Origin of the sequence: Streptomyces sp. NPDC058051 (assembly GCF_042885475.1) — a bacterium.
Lineage (GTDB): Bacteria > Actinomycetota > Actinomycetes > Streptomycetales > Streptomycetaceae > Streptomyces.
This window is the reverse complement of record NZ_JBHVRW010000003.1, coordinates 316,746-335,939: the sequence shown is the minus strand read 5'-3', so window position 1 is coordinate 335,939 and position 19,194 is coordinate 316,746. Positions and strand designations below refer to the sequence as shown.

Here is a 19,194-nt window from a genome sequence, read left to right as displayed (position 1 = left end):
CGTCCCGGAGGCGGGACTTCCTCCACTGGCACCGGGTAACGTCGGGGTGTGCCCGCCGACCCGTCACCCGGATATGCCGGGGAGACTCCCGTGCGCAGTGCCGGAACCCCCCAGCGCAGCGCGGCAGAGCGTCCGCCCCGCGCCTCGGCGACGAGCGCGGTCGAGGTCCGCAGGAGTTCCCGCCGCAGCAGAACGGTCTCGGCGTACCGGGAAGGGGACCGCACCATCGTGCTCATCCCCGCCCGGATGTCCGCGACCGAGGAACGGCGCTGGGTGAATGTGATGCTCGACAAGCTCGCCGCCCAGGAGAGCAAACGCATCCTCGGCGACGGCGAACTCGCCGAGCGGGCCGAGCGGTTGTCCGCCCAGTACCTCGCGGGCCGTGCCAGGCCCGCGTCGGTGCGGTGGGTGACCAATCAGAACACCCGATGGGGTTCCTGCACCCCGGCGGAGGGCAGTATCCGGCTGTCACACCGGTTGCAGGGCATGCCCGAGTACGTCGTCGACTACGTGCTGGTTCATGAACTGGCCCATCTGCTCGTCCCCGGCCACGGACCCCGTTTCTGGAGGCTGCTGGAGGCGTATCCCCGCACCGAGCGGGCCCGCGGGTACCTGGAGGGCGTGGTGGCGGCCGACCGGCTGCCGCATCTGCCCGCGGCCCGTGGTGAGTGACGCTCGGCGGTTCTGTACCGGGTGTGTACCGACTTGGCCCAATGCCGGAGTTTGCGGTTAGCCTGACGCGACGCATACACATTCGGGATGGGGGACGGTCGTTACGCATGGCCAGGGAATTCCAACGCGGCCACAAGGCCAAGATCAGCGATCTCACGCCGGGGACGGACCTGTACGTAGGCGTGCAGATCGCCGGTCCGGGACTCACCTTTGACATCAGCTGCTTCGGCCTCGATGCCAATGAACAGCTCTCCGACGACCGCTATTTCATCTTCTTCAATCAGCCTAAATCGCCCGAGGAGTCGATTCAGCTACTCGGCGCCCAGGCTGGTGACACCGAGTCGTTCCGCGTCACCCTGGACCGCATTCCGACGCACATCCACAAGCTGTCGTTCACGGCGACGGTCGACGGCGCCGGGCAGATGTCCCAGGTCGGACCCGGCTACATCCGGATCGTCGCGGGCGGCGAGGAAGTCGTCAGGTACGCCTTCACCGGTTCGGAGTTCACCACCGAGCGTGCGGTGATGCTGGGCGACTTCTACCTGAAGGACGTCTGGCGCTTCGCCGCCGTGGGCCAGGGCTTCGACGGCGGCCTTGAGGCGCTGCTGAAGAACTTCGGCGGCGAGGTCGCCGAGGAGGAGCCCGCAGCACCTCAGCCGCAGGCCGCCGCCCCGTCGTTCGCCCCGCCCGGCCAGGCGTCCGCACCGGCTCCCGCCCCCTCCTTCGGCACCCCGGCCGCGCCGCAGGCGCCCCACGTCCCGCCGCCGGCGCCCTCCTTCGGCGGTCCGGCCGCTCCGGCTCCCACGCCGCAGCAGCAGATGCATGCCGCACCGACGATGGCAGCCCCGCTGGCTCCGCACGGTGCCACGGTCCCGCCGCCCGCCCCCGCACCGGCTCCGTACGGGCAGCCGAACCAACCGCCCCAGCAGCCGCAGTTCGGCCAGATCCCCGGCCAGCCGCCCGCCGCTCCGTACGGCCAGCAGCCCGCAGCCCCGTACAGCCAGCAGGCCGCAGCTCCGTACGGTCAGCAGGCCCCGGCTCCGTATGGTCAGCAGTCGCCCGGCGTGCCCCAAGGGGTTCCGCAAGGTGTGCCGCAGGCCGGCGCCGGTCTCCAGGCCGCGCTCCAGAAGTACAAGGAGACGGCCACCGGACAGCGTTGGACCCCGCAGAACCAGCAGCTCATGCGGGTCGACCTCACTATGGGAGGCATGCCCGTACTCGCCCGCCAGGGCAGCATGGTGATGTACCAGGGCAAGGTCGACTTCAGCTACAAGGGTGCGGGTTTCGCGGGCCGCCTCGTCGGCAACGCCACCGGCCAGGAGATGCAGCTGATGCGCTGTACCGGCCGTGGGCAGGTCTTCTTCGCCGAGGAGAGCTCCCATCTGCACGCCATCGAGCTACAGGGCGACGGCATCTGTGTCTCGGCGGAGAACGTCCTCGCTTTCGACGAGACGCTGCAGTACGAGGTCCGCAGGATCGACGGGCACGGCATCCCCGGTGGTGCCCTGTTCACCATGCAGTTCCAGGGCACCGGCACGGTCGTCGTCAAGACCCACGGTGTACCCATCGTCCTGCCCGTGACGCCGACGACCTTCGCCGACTGCAATGCCGTCGTCGCCTGGTCGTCCGCCTCCCAGGTGATCATCTCCAGCCAGGTCCGGCTGCGCCGCAACGCCTACCCGGGACACAGCGGAGAGACCGTGAACCTTCAGTTCCGGGGTGCCCCCGGCAACTTCATCGTCGTTCAGCCCTACGAGGTCTGAGGGAGCCCGTCATGAACCAGCAACTCGCGGGATACGCCCCGACCCCCGTCACGGCCCGCATGGAGAACCACGGCAGCACGATGCTCAAGGTCGCCATGGCCACCGGGCAGGACCTCTACGCACGCACCGGATCGATGGTCGCCTACGAGGGCTTCATCCAGTACGAACCGAACCCGCCCGCCGTCCGTCAGATCGCCTCCCAGTGGATCACCGGCGAGAGCACACCGATCATGAAGTGCTCCGGCGACGGGCTGCTCTACCTCGCCGACTACGGCGCCGACGTGGTCGTCATCAACCTCAACAACGACTCCCTCTCGGTCAACGGCACCAATGTCCTCGCCTTCGACGGCCATCTCACCTGGGGCGTGGAGCGGGTCAAGGGCCTTGCCAAGTTCGCCGGCCAGGGCCTGTGGAACGTCTGCATCTCCGGTACCGGCTGGGTCGCCATCACCTCACGCGGCACACCGATCGTCGTCGACTGCGGACGCGGCGAGGACGAGACCTACGTCGACCCGGACGCCCTCGTGGCGTGGTCCCCGAACCTCAAGGTGAAGGGAAAGCGCAGCTTCAAGGCAGGCTCGCTCATCGGACGGGGCAGCGGTGAGGCCTATCAGATGGCCTTCTCCGGGCAGGGCATCGTCGTCGTACAGCCGAGCGAGGACAGTACCGACCGCCTGCGGGTCCGGAACTGAGGGGGAGGAGAACACACCATGCAGAGTCCGCTTTTCAACTACACGGAACAGCAGACCTCGGACCGGTACGCCGTCCAGAACCCGCAGCTTCTGCGGGTCTCACTGACCGGTCAGGACGATGTCCTCGCCCGCAAGGGCGCCATGGTCGCGTACCAGGGACTGATGGAGTTCGACGGCGAGTACCAGTCGCACGCCCAGCATCGCGCCCGCGCGAGCACCGGCGAAGGTCTCGAACTGATGCGCTGCTCCGGGCAGGGCACCGTCTACTTCGCCAACCTCGCGCAGTACATCCATGTCGTGGACGTCGACCACGACGGCATGACGGTGGACAGCGCCTACGTCCTGGCGCTCGACTCCTCGCTGCACACCGAGGTCATCGCCGTGGACAGCCAGTACGGCATCTCGGGCACCGGAAAGTACCAGCTCAACATCTCCGGCACCGGCAAGGTCGCCCTGATGACCTCGGGCCGGCCGCTGATGATGCAGGTCACGCCCGACAAGTACGTCAACGCCGACGCGGACGCGATCGTCGCCTGGTCCAGTTCGCTGCGTGTGCAGATGCAGGCCCAGACGCATTCCTCGGGCGTCTGGCGACGCCGTGGCAGCACCGGCGAGGGCTGGGAACTCAGCTTCCTCGGCCAGGGCTTCGCCCTGGTCCAGCCGAGCGAGGTGCTGCCTCCGCAGAACCACGAGATCGGTCAGGGCATCCGGGCGCAGTACGGAATGGGCCAGCAGGGGGCCCACGGCCAGAACCAGAACAACGCCTGGAACTGAGCAGCGGCGCACCGCGACGGACCAGAAGTAACGGGCGGTAAGTAAGGGGCGGTCTCTCTGGAGACCGCCCCTCACCCGTGCCGCGTATCGCGCTTACGCGCGCTGCTCCAGAACGGCTCGGACGCCTGTCAGCAGCCTTACGACGGAGGCGTCGGCCACCGTCGCGACCTCGTCGTACGTGAACCAGCGCAGGTCCAGCGACTCGTCGCTGATCTGCGCCGTCGCCCCCGACGGCGCCAGCGCCGCGTACTGCACGTCCAGATGCCAGTGACACGGTGCGGGGATCGGATGGCGGTCCAGCGTCACCGGTCCGCCCGCGAGCAGTGTCAGGCCGCTGATGCCGGACTCCTCGGTGGCCTCACGAAGCGCCGCCGCCGCCAGCGCGGTGTCCTGAGGCTCGCAGTGGCCGCCCATCTGGAGCCACATCCGCAGCTTGCGGTGCAGGGTGAGCAGAACCCGGCCGCGATCCGGATCGATGACCAGTGCGCTGGCCGTCAGATGCCCGGCTCCGCACGCCTTCCACATGGCGTCGGGATGCCGGGCCAGATGGTCCAGATAGACCTGGCGCAGCTCCTCCTGGGCCGGATCCCCCGGCTCGTAGCTTTTCAGCACGAGAACGGCGTCGTCGTACAGGCTCACTGGTCGCTGTCGCCCTTGCCGTCGCTCTTCGGGTCGGTTCCTTCGGAGTCCGCCTCGCCGGTATCGGCCTCGGGCTTCTGCGGACCCTTCGCGGCCTCGCCGAGCATCTTGTCCAGCTCGGAGAAGTCCAGCTGCTCGTGGTGCACAAAGCCGTCCGGATCGTCCAGGTCGTGTGCCGTCGGCAGCATGTCGGGGTGCGCCCACAGGGCGTCGCGCCCGTCGAGACCGCGGGCGTCCGTGAGAGAGGCCCACAGGCGCGAGGCGTCACGCAGCCGTCGCGGACGCAGCTGAAGGCCGATGAGCGTGGCGAACGTCTGCTCGGCGGGGCCGCCCGAGGCACGGCGCCTGCGCATGGTCTCGCGCAGTGCGTCCGCCGAGGTCAGGCGGGACTTCGCGGCCTCATGCACCACCGCGTCCACCCAGCCCTCGACCAGCGCGAGCGCCGTCTCCAGCCTGGCCAGAGCCGCCTTCTGCTCCGGAGTGTCCTCCGGCTGGAACATGCCCTGCTGAAGGGCCTCCTGCAACTGCTCGGGCTGCGACGGATCGAACTGACCGACCACGTCCTCCAGCTTGCTGGTGTCGACCTTGATACCGCGCGCGTACCCTTCGACGGCGCCGAACAGGTGTGAGCGCAGCCACGGAACATGGGCGAAGAGCCGCTGGTGGGCGGCCTCGCGCAGCGCGAGATACAGCCGTACCTCGTCCTGCGGCACGCTGAGGTCCTTGCCGAACCTCTCCACGTTCAGCGGAAGGAGCGCGGCCTTGCCCGCCGGGCCCAGCGGCAGCCCGATGTCGGTCGAACCGACCACCTCGCCCGCCAGCACACCGACGGCCTGCCCGATCTGCTGGCCGAACATCGCGCCGCCCATCGACCGCATCATGCCGATCAGCGGGCCCGCCATCGCCTGCATCTCCGCGGGAAGCACGTCGCCCATGGCGAGACCGACGCGCTCGGCCACCGGGTCGACCAGCTTCTGCCAGGCGGGGAGCGACGCCTCGACCCACTCCGCACGGCTCCACGCCACGGTGGAGACCGAGCCGGAGGGCAATGACGTCACCCCGTCCAGCCAGAGGTCGGCAAGCCGCAGCGCCTCGTCGACCGCGGACCGCTCCGACGGGCCGACGCTCGCGTCCTTGGAGCCGTCCGGCGTGCCCTGCGAGACCGTCTGGCGGGCGATCTGCTTGGCCATGTCCCAGTTCACGGGACCGCCCTCGTAGCTCAGCATCTGGCCGAGCTGCTGGAAGGCCGCACCGAGGTCATTGGGGTTCATCGAGCCGAACATCGCCGCGAACGGGTTGTCCCCGCCCGCTCCGGGCCCGAAGCCGAACGGGTTGGCCGGCCCGCCGGAACCCTGCCCACCTCCGGTGGGGTCCTTCTTCTTGCCCTCGTCGCCGTTCTCCGGCTCCTCCGGCGGAAGGCCGAATCCGAATGGGGTGTCACTCACGGGTTTCCTCGGCTCGTAGGGCCGCCGGATCGAACCGACGGCGACTGCCCGACATCACCATCCAGCGTAGACACCAAAAGCCCCTTGGGGCCTCAGTGCTCCGCCGGCTCCCGGCCTGCGGCAGGATGGACGCCACCTGGTACGTACGCGTCATTCGGGTACGTACTGAAGACAACCGCTGGAGACGCCCGGTGAGTTCCCCAGATCCTCAGGTTCGCGCAGCGCGAAACCTGTCCGACCCCTCGACCGAGAAAAAGCCCGCGAAGAGCCGCTCCCGGAGCCGTGGCCCCGTCGTCGCGGTCACCGGAGCCGCGGGGGGCGTCGGTGCGCTGCTCACCGCACGCCTCGCGGCATCCGAGGAGATCAAGCAGGTCATCGCCATCGATGAACGCCGCGGAGAGGTCTCCGAGGCGACCTGGCACATCCTCGACGTACGTGATCCCGCCATCGCGGAGAAGCTGCGCGGCGCCGATGTCGTCGTGCATCTGGCGGTCGACCTCGACCTGGAGACCGACCCCGCGGCCCGCACCGCCTACAACGTGCGCGGAACCCAGACGGTGCTGACGGCCGCCGCGGCCGTCGGGGTCCACCGGGTCGTGCTGTGCACCTCGGCGATGGTCTACGGAGCGCTGCCCGACAACGACATCCCGCTCGCCGAGGACGCCGAGCTGCGTGCCACGGCCGAGGCCACCGGCGTCGGGGATCTCCTGGAGATCGAACGCCTCGGCCGGCGCGCGCCCCGCGCCCACCCCGGACTCAATGTGACCGTGGTCCGGCCCACCGTCCTGGTCGGCGGTACGGACACGGCGCTGACCCGCTACTTCGAGTCGCCGCGTCTTCTGGTCGTTGCCGGATCGCACCCCACCTGGCAGTTCTGCCACGTCGACGACCTGGTCACGGCCCTGGAGTGCGCCGCGCTGGAGAAGATCGACGGCGAGTTCGCGGTCGGCTGCGACGGCTGGCTGGAACAGGAGGAGGTCGAGGAGCTCAGCGGCATCCGCCGGATGGAACTGCCTTCCGCCGTGGCACTCGGCGCAGCCGCCCGGCTGCACCGGATCGGCCTCACCCCGTCCCCGGCGGGAGATCTGGCGTACACGATGCACCCCTGGGTGGTCAGCGTGAGCCGGCTGCACGACGCGGGCTGGCGGCCGAGCTGGACCAACGAGGAGGTGCTCGCCGCGCTCCTCGAAGAGGTCGAGGGCCGGCACACCGTCGCCGGACGCCGCCTCGGCCGCAAGGACGCCACGGCGGCGGGTGCCGCCGGTGCGACCGTGGCGTTGCTCGGCACCGCCGCGCTGGTCCGCCGCGCCCGCAAGGCCCGCCGTCGGCTCTAGGACTGCCGTGGAACCGCCTCCGGGCGGCGACGGCAGTCCTCGGCGGTGCTGTGGGCGGCGCGGAGCCGACAGGCCCGGGAGCTGCGGGGCGTCCGCAGGAGGCTCCGCGGTCAGGGACGGTCCGCCGGTGGAACCGCTGTTCCGCGACGTCCGTGCGGTGCGGCACGATGAACCCATGGCTCCCACGCATGACCACCCCGGCGAGCGGGCGGCAACCGACCCCGTCCGACTGCTGGCCATCCGCGACACGCCGCTGTCGGTCGACGAGGTCTTCCGGGCGGTCGGGGACGACGCCGCGGGCGGCACGGCGCTCTTCGTGGGCACGGTGCGCAACCATGACGAAGGACAGGACGTCGGCGCGCTCGGGTACTCGTGCCACCCCTCCGCGCAGGACGCGTTGCGCCGGGTCGCCGAGAAGGTCGCTGCTGACTTCCCGGTCCGGGCGCTGGCCGCCGTCCACCGAGTGGGTGACCTCCGAGTGGGTGACCTCGCCGTGGTCGTCGCCGTCGCCTGTCCGCACCGCGCCGAGGCGTTCGAAGCGTGCCGCAGGCTGATCGACGATCTCAAGCACGAGGTTCCGATCTGGAAGAACCAGCGTTTCTCGGACGGCACCGAGGGGTGGGTCGGGGCCTGCTGAGCGCAAGCCGATCGGGTGGTTGTGCGCCCCGATTTGCGTAACCGCACCCCTGCCGTGAGCGTTGGTCCTGCAGACGGTTAATCTGCTGATCGGTCAGTTGCGGTCGCTCATGGGGTAGGGAGGTCGTCATGGCGGCACTCGCCTGGTTGCTGATTCCGGTTTTCGCTGCGCTCGGCGCTGCGATATGGGGTAGCTGGGCCACCCGTAATCGCACGACCGGCGATGTATCGGAGCTCGCGGGGTATGCCCGATTCCGTGAGGCGATGGAGAAATCGCACTCCGGTTCCGATGTTGTCTGACCTCTGCCGAACGTACGCAGTCGCCAATCCGCACAGTGGTTGCGGTGGCCGGCTTCTTCCCGGCGGGTCCTCGCGCCGTACGGATCGGCCGCTTCCTTCGACGCCTGGAACAGCTCCGCCCGCCTCGTTTCCGTGCCCGTACGGACCGGCCCCGACGGTGCACTGACAGGCGCTTCCCGTACTGTCGTTCCATGCCACGCCGCACCGCGACGATGCTCGCCTCCACGCTGATCCTCATCGCGCTGCTCTGCGCAGGCGTGCTGATCAAAGTGCCGTATTCGGAAATGTCTCCCGGGCCCACCGTGAACACGCTCGGCAAGGTCGACGGCGAACCGGTCCTGCAGATCGCCGGACACAAGACGTATCCGACGTCCGGCCACCTGAACATGACCACGGTCAGGGTGACCGGCGCCGACTACAACATGAACCTCGTCGAAGCCGTCTACGGCTGGCTGGCCCACGACAGCGTGATCGTGCCGCACGACACGCTCTATCCCGACGGCAAGACCGAGCAGCAGTCGACGCAGGAGAACGCCGAGGAGTTCAGCCAGTCCCAGGAGAGCGCCAAGGTCGCCGCCCTGACCGAGCTGGGCATTCCGGTGTCGTCGCGCGTCGTGGTCTCCACGGTCGTCAAGGACAGCCCGGCCCAGGGCACGCTGCACGCCGGCGATGTGATCAAGCAGGTCGACGGCACCGCGGTCAAGCAGCCCGAGGACGTCGCGAAGCTCGTCACCCGCCACAAGCCCGGCGAGAAGGTCACGTTCACGATCATCCCGGCGAAGACGGCACAGGCGGCCGAGAAGGCCGGCAAGGAGCCCGAGGGCGGCCGGAAGATCGTCATCACCACGACGAAGGCTCCCAAGGAGAACCGGGCGATCGTCGGCATCCAGGCGGGGACGGACCACACGTTCCCGTTCCGGATCGACATCAAGCTCGCCGACGTCGGCGGTCCGAGCGCCGGCCTGATGTTCTCCCTGGGCATCATCGACAAGCTGACGCCGAGCGGGCTCACGGGCGGCAAGTTCATCGCCGGGACCGGCACCATCGACGACCAGGGCAAGGTCGGCCCGATCGGTGGCATCAACATGAAGCTGGTCGGCGCGCGCGACGCGGGCGCCCGGTACTTCCTCACGCCGCAGGACAACTGCAAGGCCGCCGCCTCCGACACCCCGAGCGGTCTCACGCTGGTGAAGGTCAAGACGATCGACGACGCGAAGAAGTCGCTGGAGAAGATCCGGGCGGGGGACACGGCCGGTCTGCCCAGCTGCTCGGCAGGCTGACCGCGCCCCTCGGCGAGGGGCGCGGCGGGGTCAGACCTCGAAGGTCGCGGCCAGTGCGTCGGCCAGACCGGGCACCAGGCCCGCGCCGGTCCGCACCTCGCTCGGGGAGTCCTTCTCCCGCAGCCGTACGGCCGATTCGCGCGTACCGTCCCGGAGGACGGCCACGGTCATCCGCACCTCCTGGCGCTTTGGGTGCTTCGCGACCCACTTGGTCAGCTGGTCATCGCTGAGCCCCTCCGGCACGGAGGACTCGGCGGACGGCGGCAGCATCAGCCGTTCCACCGTCATCGCGCAACCGATCACCGCGTCGGGCCAGGCGATCGTGGCGAGGAACTCGTCCAGGGCGGTGCCCGGCGGCAGCTCCTCCTGCTCGACGGGGGTGAGTGGGGCGGTCGTGTCGGAGCTGTCGAGACCGAGCTGGGTGGCGAGGCCGGGCTCCTGGGCCCGCAACCGGGCGGTGTCGACGAGGGCGAAGAGCCGGGCCGGCTGGTCCCAGCCGAGGCCGGAGATGTACTCGTCGATTTCGAGCACGGCGACGGTGAGGGGGCTCGCGGCCATCGGGGGGCCTGAGGGGGAAACGTTGGGCATGGCCAACATCCTGCCTCCTTCCGCCCCGGAAACGGGAACTAGGTAAAGCCTCAGTAAGTTGCATAGGTGGGCTCTACGATCGCTGGGCCCGCTCCACACGACCCGCGAACTTCGAGGTGCGCACGTTGGCTTTCCAGATGCCGGACCGCGGCGGAGGCCCGACCGGGCCACGGATCAGAGTCGGCCGCCCGTCCCGGCGTGCCCGTACCCTGCTCATGACACTGGGCGTCCTGGCGGTTCTCGCCATGGCGTTCGTCATGTTCGCCGGGTTCTGGACAGACTGGCTCTGGTACAGGTCGGTCGCGTATTCATCCGTCTTCACCACCACCCTGTGGACCAAGATCGGGCTGTTCCTCGTCTTCGGGCTGCTGATGGCGATCGCCGTCGGCCTGAACATCTGGCTCGCGCACCGGCTCCGGCCGCCGCTGAGTGCGATGTCGTTGGAACAGCAGAGCCTGGACCGCTACCGGATGAGCCTCGCCCCGTACAAGAAGTGGGTGCTGCTCGCGATCACCGCGCTCGTCGGACTGATCGCCGGAGCATCCGCCTCCGGCCAGTGGCGTACCTGGCTGATGTACGTGAACGGCGTGGCGTTCGGGCAGAAGGACCCCCAGTTCCATCTCGACGTGTCCTTCTACGCCTTCGACCTGCCGTGGTACCGCTTCCTGCTGGGCTTCGGTTTCGCGGCCACGGTGCTGTCGCTGATCGCCGCCGCGCTGACCCACTACCTGTACGGCGGGCTGCGGATCACCAGCCCCGGCGCGCGGGCGACCGGTGCGGCCACCGGTCATCTGTCGGTGCTGATCGGTGTCTTCGTCTCGCTGAAGGCCGTGGCGTACTGGCTGGACCGGTACGGCCTGGCCGTGAAGTCCAGCGACTTCAAGGCCACGGACAACTGGACCGGTCTGCGGTACGTCGACGCCAACGCCTACCTTCCGGCGAAGACCATCCTGTTCTGCATCGCCGCGATCTGCGCCGTGCTCTTCTTCGCGACGCTCTGGCGCCGTACCTGGCAGCTTCCGGTGATCGGCTTCGGTCTGATGGTGCTCTCGGCGATCCTGATCGGTGGGCTGTACCCGGCCATCGTGCAGAAGTTCCAGGTCCAGCCGAACGAGCAGGCCAAGGAAGCGCCGTTCATCAGGAAGAACATCGAAGCGACGCGTGACGCGTACGACATCGACGACGCGAAGGTCGACGACTACTCGGGCAAGAGCACGACGACCGACGACGCCAAACTGCGTGCGAGCGCGGATGATGCCGCCAGTTACCGCGTGATGGACCCCAACGTCGTCTCCCCGGCCTTCCAGCAGCTCCAGCAGAAGAGGAACTACTACCAGTTCCCCAAGACGTTGGACGTCGACCGCTACAAGGACGCCTCGGGCAAGGACCAGGACACGGTCATCGGCCTGCGCGAGCTCAACCTCGACGGCATCCCCAAGCGCAACTGGATCAACGACCACTTCACCTACACCCACGGCTACGGCGCCATCGCGGCCCGGGGCACGACGACCGGCAAGAACCCGAAGGGTTCCCCGGACTTCACCGAGTCCGGCCTGCCCACCACGGGCGAGCTGGGCACGTACGAGCAGCAGATCTACTACGGCGAGAAGACCGAGCAGTACTCCATCGTCGGCGGGCCCCAGAAGGAGCTCGACTACGAGGAGGACGGTGAGAAGACCACCAGCTACCAGGGCGACAGCGGGGTCAGTCTCGCCAACGCCTTCAACCGCGCCGCGTACGCCGTGGCGTTCAGTGAGCCGCAGATCCTCTACTCGGGGGCCATCGGTGAGGGCTCGCGGATTCTCTACAACCGCACGCCCAAGGAGCGCGTCGAGGCGGTCGCCCCATGGCTGACCATCGACGGCGACGCCTACCCGGCCGTGGTGAACCACCGCATACAGTGGGTCGTCGACGCGTACACCACCACCAACGGATACCCGTACGCCTCCCGTACGACGCTCGGTGACACCACGGCCGACTCGCTGACCACCAACCAGCGCGCGGTCGTCGCCCAGCAGAACCAGGTCAACTACATCCGCAACTCGGTGAAGGCCACCGTCGACGCGTACGACGGCAAGGTCAAGCTGTACGAGTGGGACACCGAGGACCCGGTCCTCAAGACCTGGCGCAAGGCCTTCCCGGGGACGGTGGAGCCGCGTGCCGACATCCCGCAGGACCTGATGGACCACCTGAGGTATCCGCAGGACCTGTTCAAGGTGCAGCGCGAACTGCTCACCCGCTACCACGTCACCAACCCCGCCCAGTTCTACAGCGGCAGCGACGCGTGGCAGGTCCCGGACGACCCGACCAACAAGGAGTCCGGCGCCGTCCCGCCGTACTACCTGAGCATAAAGATGCCGGACCAGACGGCCCAGAAGTTCTCGCTGACGACGACGTTCACTCCGAAGGGGCGGCCCGACCTGGGGGCGTTCATGGCGGTGGACGCGGACGCGGCCAGCAAGGACTACGGCACGATAAGACTGTTGAGAGTCACCACCACGGTGAAGGGCCCCGGACAGGTACAGAGCGAGCTCAACGGCAACGACGATGTAGCCGAGTTCGTGAGGAACCTCAAGGGAACCGACTCCGACATCGAGTACGGCAACCTTCTGACCGTGCCGCTCGAAGGGGGCTTCCTCTACATCGAGCCGGTGTACACGCGCGGTGGCACACAGAACTATCCGCTGCTGCGCAAGGTCGCCGCCTCGTACGGGTCGAAGACGGTCTTCGAGAACAGTCTCGGGGAGGCGCTCAACTCGGTCTTCGGTGTGACGGACTCGGGCACCACCGAGCCGCCCACGGAGACGACCCCACCCGGCGAGACCACACAGCCGCCGGCCACCGGCGACGCGGCGCTGAAGAAGGCGATCGCGGATGCGCAGAAGGCCTATGCGGAAGGCGAGGCAGCCCTGAAGAAGCAGGACTGGAGCGCCTACGGCAAGGCTCAGGCGGATCTGCAGGACGCGTTGCGGCGCGCGGCGGCGGCCCAGCCCGCGTCGGGTAGCGCCAATAACGCGGGTAGTTCAGATAAAGCCGACAAAGCATCCAATGCCGACGGCGGTGGTTGAGTAACCCGGTAAAGGCTCACCCCCGCGTCGTGGTACGGTTTCCACACAACGACGCGGGGTGGAGCAGCTCGGTAGCTCGCTGGGCTCATAACCCAGAGGTCGCAGGTTCAAATCCTGTCCCCGCTACTGAAAGATGAAGGCCCGGATCCTTTCGAGGATCCGGGCCTTCATCGTGTTGTGACGAGTTTCTTGTGCGATGAGTGTGAAGGGGCGGTTCGCGGGGCACGCGTTGAGCCCTGGGCGTGTTTGACTTATCTCCCTGTGGGCATGTCGACAAAACGCTGAAGTGACCTCACCGGCCGCGATATACCGGATGTACGCGGGTCGTAGGCGGTGCGACGATGGTATTTATGGGGGACAGGGCAACTCTGTTGGAGACAGGGCGGTTTGTGCAGTGTCGCGTTCATCGGGCGGATAGCGTGACGAATGAGGCTTTTGCTGCTGCCGTCGTAGAGAACAGCGAGACCACTGAGACCAGCGGAACGGCCGAGACCACCGGGATGACCGGGACGGCCGAGACCACCGGGACGACCGAGACTGCCGAGACTGCGGGGTGTGCTGCGACCGTCGAGAGTGCAGAGGGTGCGGAGAGCTCCGTGGCCGACGGAGCCGGCCGGGGAGCCGGGGCTGCGGGCGCCGGGGCCATCGACCCTGCCGAGAGCCCGGAGAGCGCCGAGAGCGAGGCGCGCCATCGCCGCGCCGCCGACGCCGGGGACACCACGTCCATGAGCGTCCTCGGCGCCCTGCTGCTGCGCCGCGGCGATCTGAACGGCGCCGAACCCTATCTGCGCGCCGCCACCGCCGACGGCGACCGGGCCGCGGCCAACAACCTGGGTGTCCTTCTCCACCAGCGCGGATACACCGACGACGCGGCCGGCTGGTGGCGTATCGCGGCCGTCGCAGGTTCGGCCGCCGCCGCACACGCCCTCGGCCGTCACTACCGCGAGCGCGGCGACGAGCCCGGCGCCGAGTACTGGCTGCGGCAGTCCGCCGAGCAGGGTCATGCGCTCGGCGCGTACGCCCTCGCCGACCTGCTGGAACACCGCAGCGACGTCGGAGCCGAGCGCTGGCTGCGTGCCGCCGCCGAGCAGGGGCACCGCGAGGCCGCGTACCGCCTGGCCCGCATGCTGGACCGCAACGCCGCAGGGGATCCGCACGACGCCTTCGGTCGCCCCGGCCTGGCGCCCGGGCCCGGCCACGGCACAGGTGCGGCCGATCGTCCGGGCGCCGCTGTCCGGTCCGGGGGACACAAGGGCGACGGCCCCGTGAGCGGTACGGCGACCGGGCGCGTGCGCGAGGCCGAGCAGTGGTACCGACAGGCTGCCGCGCGCGGCCACCGCCATGCCGCCCTGCACCTCGGCGCCATCCTCGAACAGCGGGGCGAGTCCAAGGAGGCCGGCCGCTGGTACCTCATCTCGGCGAAGGCGGGCGAGGCGCGGGCTGCCTGTGCACTCGGGTTCCTGCTGCGTGACGCGGGCGACGAGGAGAGCGCCGCCGTGTGGTGGCTGCGTGCCGCCCAGGACGGCGACGGCAACGCCGCCAACGCGCTCGGCGCCCTGCACGCCGCCCGTGGCGAGCAGCAGACCGCCGAGCGCTGGTACCGCGCCGCCATGGACGCGGGCGACGTCAACGGCGCCTACAACCTCGGATTGCTCTGCGCGGCCCAGGACCGTACGCCGCAAGCTGAGCAGTGGTACCGCCGCGCCGCGTACGCGGGTCACCGGGAGGCCGCCAACGCACTGGCCGTGCTCCTGCTCCAGGCGGACGACGCGACCGGTGCCGAGCCCTGGTTCTCCAAGGCGGCCGAAGCGGGCAGTGTCGACGCGGCCTTCAATCTCGGCATCCTGTACGCCGGACGCGGCGAGGAGCGTGCGGCTCTGGTCTGGTACGAGCGGGCCGCGGCGGCGGGCCACACCGAGGCCGCGCTCCAGGTGGGCATGGCTCTGCTGCACCAGGGCGAGGAGCAGGAGGCCGAGCGCCACCTGCGGTGCGCGGCGGGCGGCGGCAGCGCCGAGGCCGCCTTCCGGCTGGCCGGGGTGCTCGACTCGCGGCAGCCGCCGCCCGGACCTCCCGCGCTCGGCGAGCCGATGCCGGAGAAGACCGAGTGCGAGGAGTGGTACGAGCGGGCTGCCGAGCAGGGGCACCGCCGCGCTCAGGTGCGGGTGGGCATGCTCGCGGCGGCCCGTGGCGATGTGGACAGCGCGGCCCGCTGGTATCGCGAGGCCGCCGAGTCCGGCAGCCGCAACGGCGCCTTCAACCTCGGGCTGCTGCTGGCCCGCGAGGGCAGCGAGCGCGAGGCCGCGCTGTGGTGGAGTCGAGCGGCGAACGACGGTCACGGCCGGGCCGCCCTGCGTCTTGCCCTGCTGGCCGCGCGCCGCGGGGAGCTCACCGAGGGGCAGCGGTGGTGCGCACGCGCGGTCGAGCTGGGCCCGGCCGAGGTCGCCGAGCGGGCCGCCCGGCTGCGTGAGGCCCTGCACCAGGAACTCACCGCATAGGGCGAGCACGCGAAGGCGAGTGGGCGGGGCGTCGGGGCGGGTGAGCGTGCGGGGTGCCGCCGTAAGGCGAGTGTGCGAGGTGCCGCCGTAAGGCGAGTGTGCGGGCTGTCGTGTGAGGCGAGTGTGCGGGGCGGGCGTCGGGGAAGCCGCGCTCCGGCGCTCGTGCGGGAGACGTGCCTTCCGGCTCGTGGTCCGGCGTGGGGCCGAGGGCTGTCCTCGTGCGAGCGCGCGGGGCGGGCCTTCCACGCGAGGCACGGGTTGTCCGCGCGAGGGGCCGATGCTTCCCGTGCGAGGGGCCGATCCTTCTGGGCGGTCCCGGCGCCCGGCCGCAGGTGGGGGGCGGCCATCGATTTGCGCTGGTCCGGGGCGGTGACGTACGGTGGAACCACAACGACGCGGGGTGGAGCAGCTCGGTAGCTCGCTGGGCTCATAACCCAGAGGTCGCAGGTTCAAATCCTGTCCCCGCTACTGAAGACGGAAGGTCGGATCCTTGAAGGATCCGGCCTTCCGTGCGTGTTCCCGCGTGCGCCTCAGAGTCTGTGGCCCACCGCCTCCGCGTACAACGCCCGGTCGACGGCCTTCGTCTCCGGCACCGGGGTGCCCTTCGAGACGCCCGCGTCGACGTAGGCCCTCTGGAGGCGGTCCGTCGTACCCTTCCGTATCTCCCAGTCCATGCGCATCGACGGGGTCGACCGCAGGGTGGCCTCGTCGGTCTTCATGAGTGTGGCCAGTTCGGCCACGAAGCCGGGGTCCGCCTTGTAGTCGCCGGCGAAATAGGTGTTCACCGTCCGGATGTAGGCACGGAGGAACGCGACGCCCGCGTCCGGGTCCTTGTTCAGCAACGTCGGGCCGAAGAGGAGACCGCCGAGCGGTTCGCCGACCGGCTGGCCGCCCAGGAACGCGTACTTCCTGTCGCCGTCCACCGTGCGCCAGATCGGGTCGAGCAGCCAGGCCGAGTCCACGCCGCCGTTCCGCAGCGCGGTCAGGACGTCCGCGGAGCCGAGCTGCTGGAAGCTGATCTTGTCGAGGCCGCCACCGTGCTTCTTCAGGGAGGTGTCCATCGGGTACGCGATGACCGAGCCCTTGCCGATCATCGTGCCCATCCTCCGGCCTGCCATATCGACATGATCAGCGCTCTCGCCGTCCTTGAGACGCACCCACAGGCCGCTCTTGGAGGTGGGGTCGGGAGAGAAGTTCCCCGCCACCCACTTGATGTCGAAGCCGCCGTTGATGCCGTTCATCACGGCCGCCTCGGGCGCCGCCCACTGCGCGTCCACATTCCCCTTGGCGAGCAGCGGGAGGGCGTCCGGGGTGGGCAGCACCTTCAGTTCGACGTCCAGTCCTTCCTTGGCGAACTCGCCCTTCGCCACCGCGACCTGGAGCGGAGCGACGTACTCCGCGCTCAGGGTGCCGGTGGCGACGGTGATCTTCCGCTTCTTCTCCAGCGGTTGAGGGGCCGGAGCGCCCTTGTCACAGCGGGCCGTTCTCCGGTCGGGGGCGAGGTCGGCCGGGTCGGTCCAACTGCCGGTGCCACAGCCCGCGACCGGCTTGACGGTGCGCGGCGCGGCGGTGGCACCGCTGTCGTCGGCGGAGTCGTTTTGGGCACAGCCCGCCGCGCCGAGCAGGGATGCCGTGAGGAGTACGACGGTGCAGGTGAAGGGGGTACGTGTACGCACAGTGCCTCCGTACGAAGAACGTGGGGAGCCGGTGGCGATCCTGGAGGACGCCGGGGGAGCGTGGCGGAGGAGCTTCAGGACTGGCCGCGGCCACGGTCGCGCGGGGCCCATGGCGTGAGCAGCCGCCCGGCGATCCGCACCGCTTCGGAGAAGACGACACCGAGGACCGCCACACACACGATGCCGACGAACATCACGTCGTTCTGGAACAGCGCCCGGGAGTCGAAGATCAGATGGCCGAGGCCGTCGGCTGCGGCGATCTGTTCGGAGGCGACGATGACGAGCACGGCCACCCCCGCCGCGATGCGTGCTCCGACCAGGACCGCGGGGAGCGACGCGGGCAGCAGCACATGGCGGAACATCTGCCAGGGTGAGGCGCCGAAGACCTGTCCGGCGTCCCGGTGGCCGACCGGGACGGCGAGCACGGCCGCCATGGTGGAGATCCAGACGAAGAAGAAGACCGTCGTGGCGACCAGGGCGATCTGCGGCCCTTCACCGAGGCCGAACATGTTGAGGAAGACGGGCAGGAGAGCCAGCTTCGGCACGACGTACAGCGCGTCGAGCAACGGCTCCAACGCCGCCCGTACGAGTGAGAGCGAGCCCATCAGCAGCCCGAGCGCGTACCCCGTGACGGTGCCGATCGCATAGCCGCCGAGGACTCTCTTGAGCGTGGCCCACACATCCGGCCACAGTTCACCGGCGCCCGCCCGGTCCCAGCCGTCCGCCAGGATGGTGGAGGGGGCGGGGTAGACCCGGTCGTCGATCCAGGACTGTGCCGCGGCCAGCTGCCAGAGGAGCACGAGGAGCAGCGGTACGGCGACGGCGAGCGTGAGTTCCAGAGCGCGGCGCCTGCGATGCGTGCGCGCCGGGTGCAGTTCCTGCGGGCCCGGTCTGCGGATGAGGACGCCGTCGTCGGGTTTCGTGGCGTTCACGGTGGCGGTCATGCCGGGATCGCCTCCCTGCGCACCTCGCCGCGCAGGAGTTCCCAGAGCTCGCTCTTCAACGCGGTGAATTCGGGCGCCGACCGGACCTCGCCGGTGCGTGGCCGGCCGAACGGCGGTCGGCGCTCGGCGATGATCCGCCCCGGTCTGGCGGACATCACCAGCACCCTGTCGCCGAGCACGATGGCCTCTTCGAGGCTGTGGGTGATGAACAGCGTGGTGGTACGGGTGGTCTGGGTGAGGTCGAGCAGCTCGTCCTGAAGGATGGTGCGCAACTGGGCGTCGAGCGCCGCGAACGGCTCGTCCATGAGCAGCATCTCGGGTTCGACGGCGAGGGCGCGGGCGATCGCGACCCGCTGACGCATTCCGCCGGAGAGCGCCGCCGGATACGCCCCCGCGAAGTCGGAGAGCCCCATCCGGGCCAGCCAGTCGCGTGCCCGGGCATCGGCGTCCCTGCGCGGTACCCGCTGGATGTCGAGGCCGAACCGGACATTGGCGAGCACGGTCTTCCAGTCGTAGATCCCGTAGTCCTGGAAGATCATCGCCGTGGGGCGGGGCGAGGCCGTGCGGATGGACAGCTCGCCGGAGCTGGGACGGAGCAGTCCGGCGGCGATCCTGAGCAGCGTGGACTTGCCGCAGCCGGAGGGGCCGACGACACAGGTGAACTCGCCCGGTGCGAGGGAGAGATCGAGCGGGCCCAGGGCGGGCAGGGCCTTGGCGCCGAGCCCGAAGGAGCGGGTGAGTGCCTCGGCGCGGAGCTTGGGACGGGTGGTCGGGGCGGTGGCTGCGGCTGTGGGCGTGGCTGGTGTCGGGTGCGGATCTCCCACGGGTCTCTCCTCGCGCGTATCGAGGTGCGGATCCGCCGCGGGGCGGACGCGATCGCCGCCGACG

16 protein-coding genes and 2 tRNA genes are annotated in these 19,194 nt (G+C 69.5%); 12 read left to right on the top strand and 6 right to left on the bottom strand.

The genetic code is table 11. The features are described 5' to 3' along the window. The first annotated feature begins 48 nt into the window (after positions 1 to 48). The 4 genes from ACFVUT_RS07135 (at position 49) to ACFVUT_RS07120 (ending at position 3,901) form a co-directional block, all read left to right on the top strand. Complete coding sequence (locus tag ACFVUT_RS07135) at positions 49 to 672, top strand: M48 family metallopeptidase (RefSeq protein WP_389644061.1); 624 nt, start codon at positions 49 to 51, stop codon at positions 670 to 672. Between the two features lie 107 nt (positions 673 to 779). Continuing rightward, positions 780 to 2,435 carry a TerD family protein gene (locus ACFVUT_RS07130; RefSeq protein WP_389644064.1) on the top strand — a complete coding sequence of 552 codons (1,656 nt, stop codon included), beginning with the start codon at positions 780 to 782 and terminating at the stop codon, positions 2,433 to 2,435. Positions 2,436 to 2,446: 11 nt separating this feature from the next. Then, positions 2,447 to 3,127 (top strand): AIM24 family protein, encoded by a 681-nt coding sequence (locus ACFVUT_RS07125; protein WP_389644067.1) that lies wholly within the window; start codon positions 2,447 to 2,449, stop codon positions 3,125 to 3,127. A gap of 18 nt (positions 3,128 to 3,145) precedes the next feature. Continuing rightward, entirely contained in the window at positions 3,146 to 3,901 is a 756-nt protein-coding gene (locus ACFVUT_RS07120; RefSeq protein WP_389644070.1) for an AIM24 family protein, read from the top strand. 93 nt (positions 3,902 to 3,994) lie between these two features. Here ACFVUT_RS07120 and ACFVUT_RS07115 read toward each other — a convergent pair whose 3' ends face one another. Both ACFVUT_RS07115 and ACFVUT_RS07110 read right to left on the bottom strand, forming a co-directional pair. After that, a complete protein-coding gene (locus tag ACFVUT_RS07115) occupies positions 3,995 to 4,540 on the bottom strand; it encodes an NUDIX hydrolase (RefSeq protein ID WP_389644073.1) in 546 nt (181 codons plus the stop codon). Next, positions 4,537 to 5,985 (bottom strand): zinc-dependent metalloprotease, encoded by a 1,449-nt coding sequence (locus tag ACFVUT_RS07110; protein WP_389644076.1) that lies wholly within the window; start codon positions 5,983 to 5,985, stop codon positions 4,537 to 4,539. The genes ACFVUT_RS07115 and ACFVUT_RS07110 overlap by 4 nt, the downstream gene beginning before the upstream one ends. Before the next feature lie 191 nt (positions 5,986 to 6,176). Here ACFVUT_RS07110 and ACFVUT_RS07105 point away from each other — a divergent pair, with 191 nt between their 5' ends. The 4 genes from ACFVUT_RS07105 (at position 6,177) to ACFVUT_RS07090 (ending at position 9,535) form a co-directional block, all read left to right on the top strand. Further along, positions 6,177 to 7,319 (top strand): SDR family oxidoreductase, encoded by a 1,143-nt coding sequence (locus tag ACFVUT_RS07105; protein WP_389644079.1) that lies wholly within the window; start codon positions 6,177 to 6,179, stop codon positions 7,317 to 7,319. Between the two features lie 175 nt (positions 7,320 to 7,494). Beyond that, the gene (locus tag ACFVUT_RS07100) at positions 7,495 to 7,956 is read left to right on the top strand and encodes a molybdenum cofactor biosynthesis protein MoaE (RefSeq protein WP_389644082.1); all 462 of its coding nucleotides are present in this window, start codon (positions 7,495 to 7,497) and stop codon (positions 7,954 to 7,956) included. Positions 7,957 to 8,084: 128 nt separating this feature from the next. Further along, the gene (locus ACFVUT_RS07095; RefSeq protein WP_389644085.1) at positions 8,085 to 8,255 is read left to right on the top strand and encodes a hypothetical protein; all 171 of its coding nucleotides are present in this window, start codon (positions 8,085 to 8,087) and stop codon (positions 8,253 to 8,255) included. A 191-nt stretch (positions 8,256 to 8,446) separates the two neighbouring features. Next, positions 8,447 to 9,535: a PDZ domain-containing protein gene (locus ACFVUT_RS07090; protein WP_389644088.1), complete on the top strand. Its 1,089-nt coding sequence runs from the start codon at positions 8,447 to 8,449 to the stop codon at positions 9,533 to 9,535. Positions 9,536 to 9,565: 30 nt separating this feature from the next. Here the strand turns inward: ACFVUT_RS07090 and ACFVUT_RS07085 are convergent, their stop codons facing one another. Then, positions 9,566 to 10,132 (bottom strand): PPA1309 family protein, encoded by a 567-nt coding sequence (locus ACFVUT_RS07085; protein WP_389644091.1) that lies wholly within the window; start codon positions 10,130 to 10,132, stop codon positions 9,566 to 9,568. A gap of 128 nt (positions 10,133 to 10,260) precedes the next feature. Between ACFVUT_RS07085 and ACFVUT_RS07080 the strand changes: the two genes are divergently transcribed. From ACFVUT_RS07080 to ACFVUT_RS07065, 4 genes are all read left to right on the top strand, one after another. Next, positions 10,261 to 13,191, top strand: a complete 2,931-nt coding sequence (locus ACFVUT_RS07080) for a UPF0182 family protein (RefSeq protein WP_389644812.1) — start codon at positions 10,261 to 10,263, stop codon at positions 13,189 to 13,191. A 52-nt stretch (positions 13,192 to 13,243) separates the two neighbouring features. After that, a tRNA-Met gene (locus tag ACFVUT_RS07075) sits at positions 13,244 to 13,317 on the top strand. Between the two features lie 215 nt (positions 13,318 to 13,532). After that, positions 13,533 to 15,686, top strand: a complete 2,154-nt coding sequence (locus tag ACFVUT_RS07070) for a sel1 repeat family protein (protein ID WP_389644094.1) — start codon at positions 13,533 to 13,535, stop codon at positions 15,684 to 15,686. Positions 15,687 to 16,080: 394 nt separating this feature from the next. Then, a tRNA-Met gene (locus ACFVUT_RS07065) sits at positions 16,081 to 16,154 on the top strand. Positions 16,155 to 16,216: 62 nt separating this feature from the next. Here the strand turns inward: ACFVUT_RS07065 and ACFVUT_RS07060 are convergent. From ACFVUT_RS07060 to ACFVUT_RS07050, 3 genes are all read right to left on the bottom strand, one after another. Then, entirely contained in the window at positions 16,217 to 17,362 is a 1,146-nt protein-coding gene (locus ACFVUT_RS07060) for an ABC transporter substrate-binding protein (protein WP_389644097.1), read from the bottom strand. A gap of 74 nt (positions 17,363 to 17,436) precedes the next feature. Beyond that, on the bottom strand, positions 17,437 to 18,306 hold the full coding sequence (locus ACFVUT_RS07055; protein ID WP_389644099.1) for an ABC transporter permease: 870 nt from the start codon (positions 18,304 to 18,306) through the stop codon (positions 17,437 to 17,439). Continuing rightward, entirely contained in the window at positions 18,303 to 19,130 is an 828-nt protein-coding gene (locus ACFVUT_RS07050; RefSeq protein ID WP_389644102.1) for an ABC transporter ATP-binding protein, read from the bottom strand. The genes ACFVUT_RS07055 and ACFVUT_RS07050 overlap by 4 nt, the downstream gene beginning before the upstream one ends. Between the last annotated feature and the right edge of the window lie 64 nt (positions 19,131 to 19,194).

Excerpts from the sequence above, each read along its gene's own strand:
- ACFVUT_RS07130 (WP_389644064.1), top strand. The coding sequence starts at position 780 with ATGGCCAGGGAATTCCAACGCGGCCACAAGGCCAAGATCAGCGATCTC.
- ACFVUT_RS07125 (WP_389644067.1), top strand. The coding sequence starts at position 2,447 with ATGAACCAGCAACTCGCGGGATACGCCCCGACCCCCGTCACGGCCCGC.
- ACFVUT_RS07120 (WP_389644070.1), top strand. The coding sequence starts at position 3,146 with ATGCAGAGTCCGCTTTTCAACTACACGGAACAGCAGACCTCGGACCGG.
- ACFVUT_RS07100 (WP_389644082.1), top strand. The coding sequence starts at position 7,495 with ATGGCTCCCACGCATGACCACCCCGGCGAGCGGGCGGCAACCGACCCC.
- ACFVUT_RS07095 (WP_389644085.1), top strand. The coding sequence starts at position 8,085 with ATGGCGGCACTCGCCTGGTTGCTGATTCCGGTTTTCGCTGCGCTCGGC.
- ACFVUT_RS07090 (WP_389644088.1), top strand. The coding sequence starts at position 8,447 with ATGCCACGCCGCACCGCGACGATGCTCGCCTCCACGCTGATCCTCATC.
- ACFVUT_RS07085 (WP_389644091.1), bottom strand. The coding sequence starts at position 10,132 with ATGTTGGCCATGCCCAACGTTTCCCCCTCAGGCCCCCCGATGGCCGCG.
- ACFVUT_RS07080 (WP_389644812.1), top strand. The coding sequence starts at position 10,261 with ATGCCGGACCGCGGCGGAGGCCCGACCGGGCCACGGATCAGAGTCGGC.
- ACFVUT_RS07070 (WP_389644094.1), top strand. The coding sequence starts at position 13,533 with ATGGTATTTATGGGGGACAGGGCAACTCTGTTGGAGACAGGGCGGTTT.
- ACFVUT_RS07055 (WP_389644099.1), bottom strand. The coding sequence starts at position 18,306 with ATGACCGCCACCGTGAACGCCACGAAACCCGACGACGGCGTCCTCATC.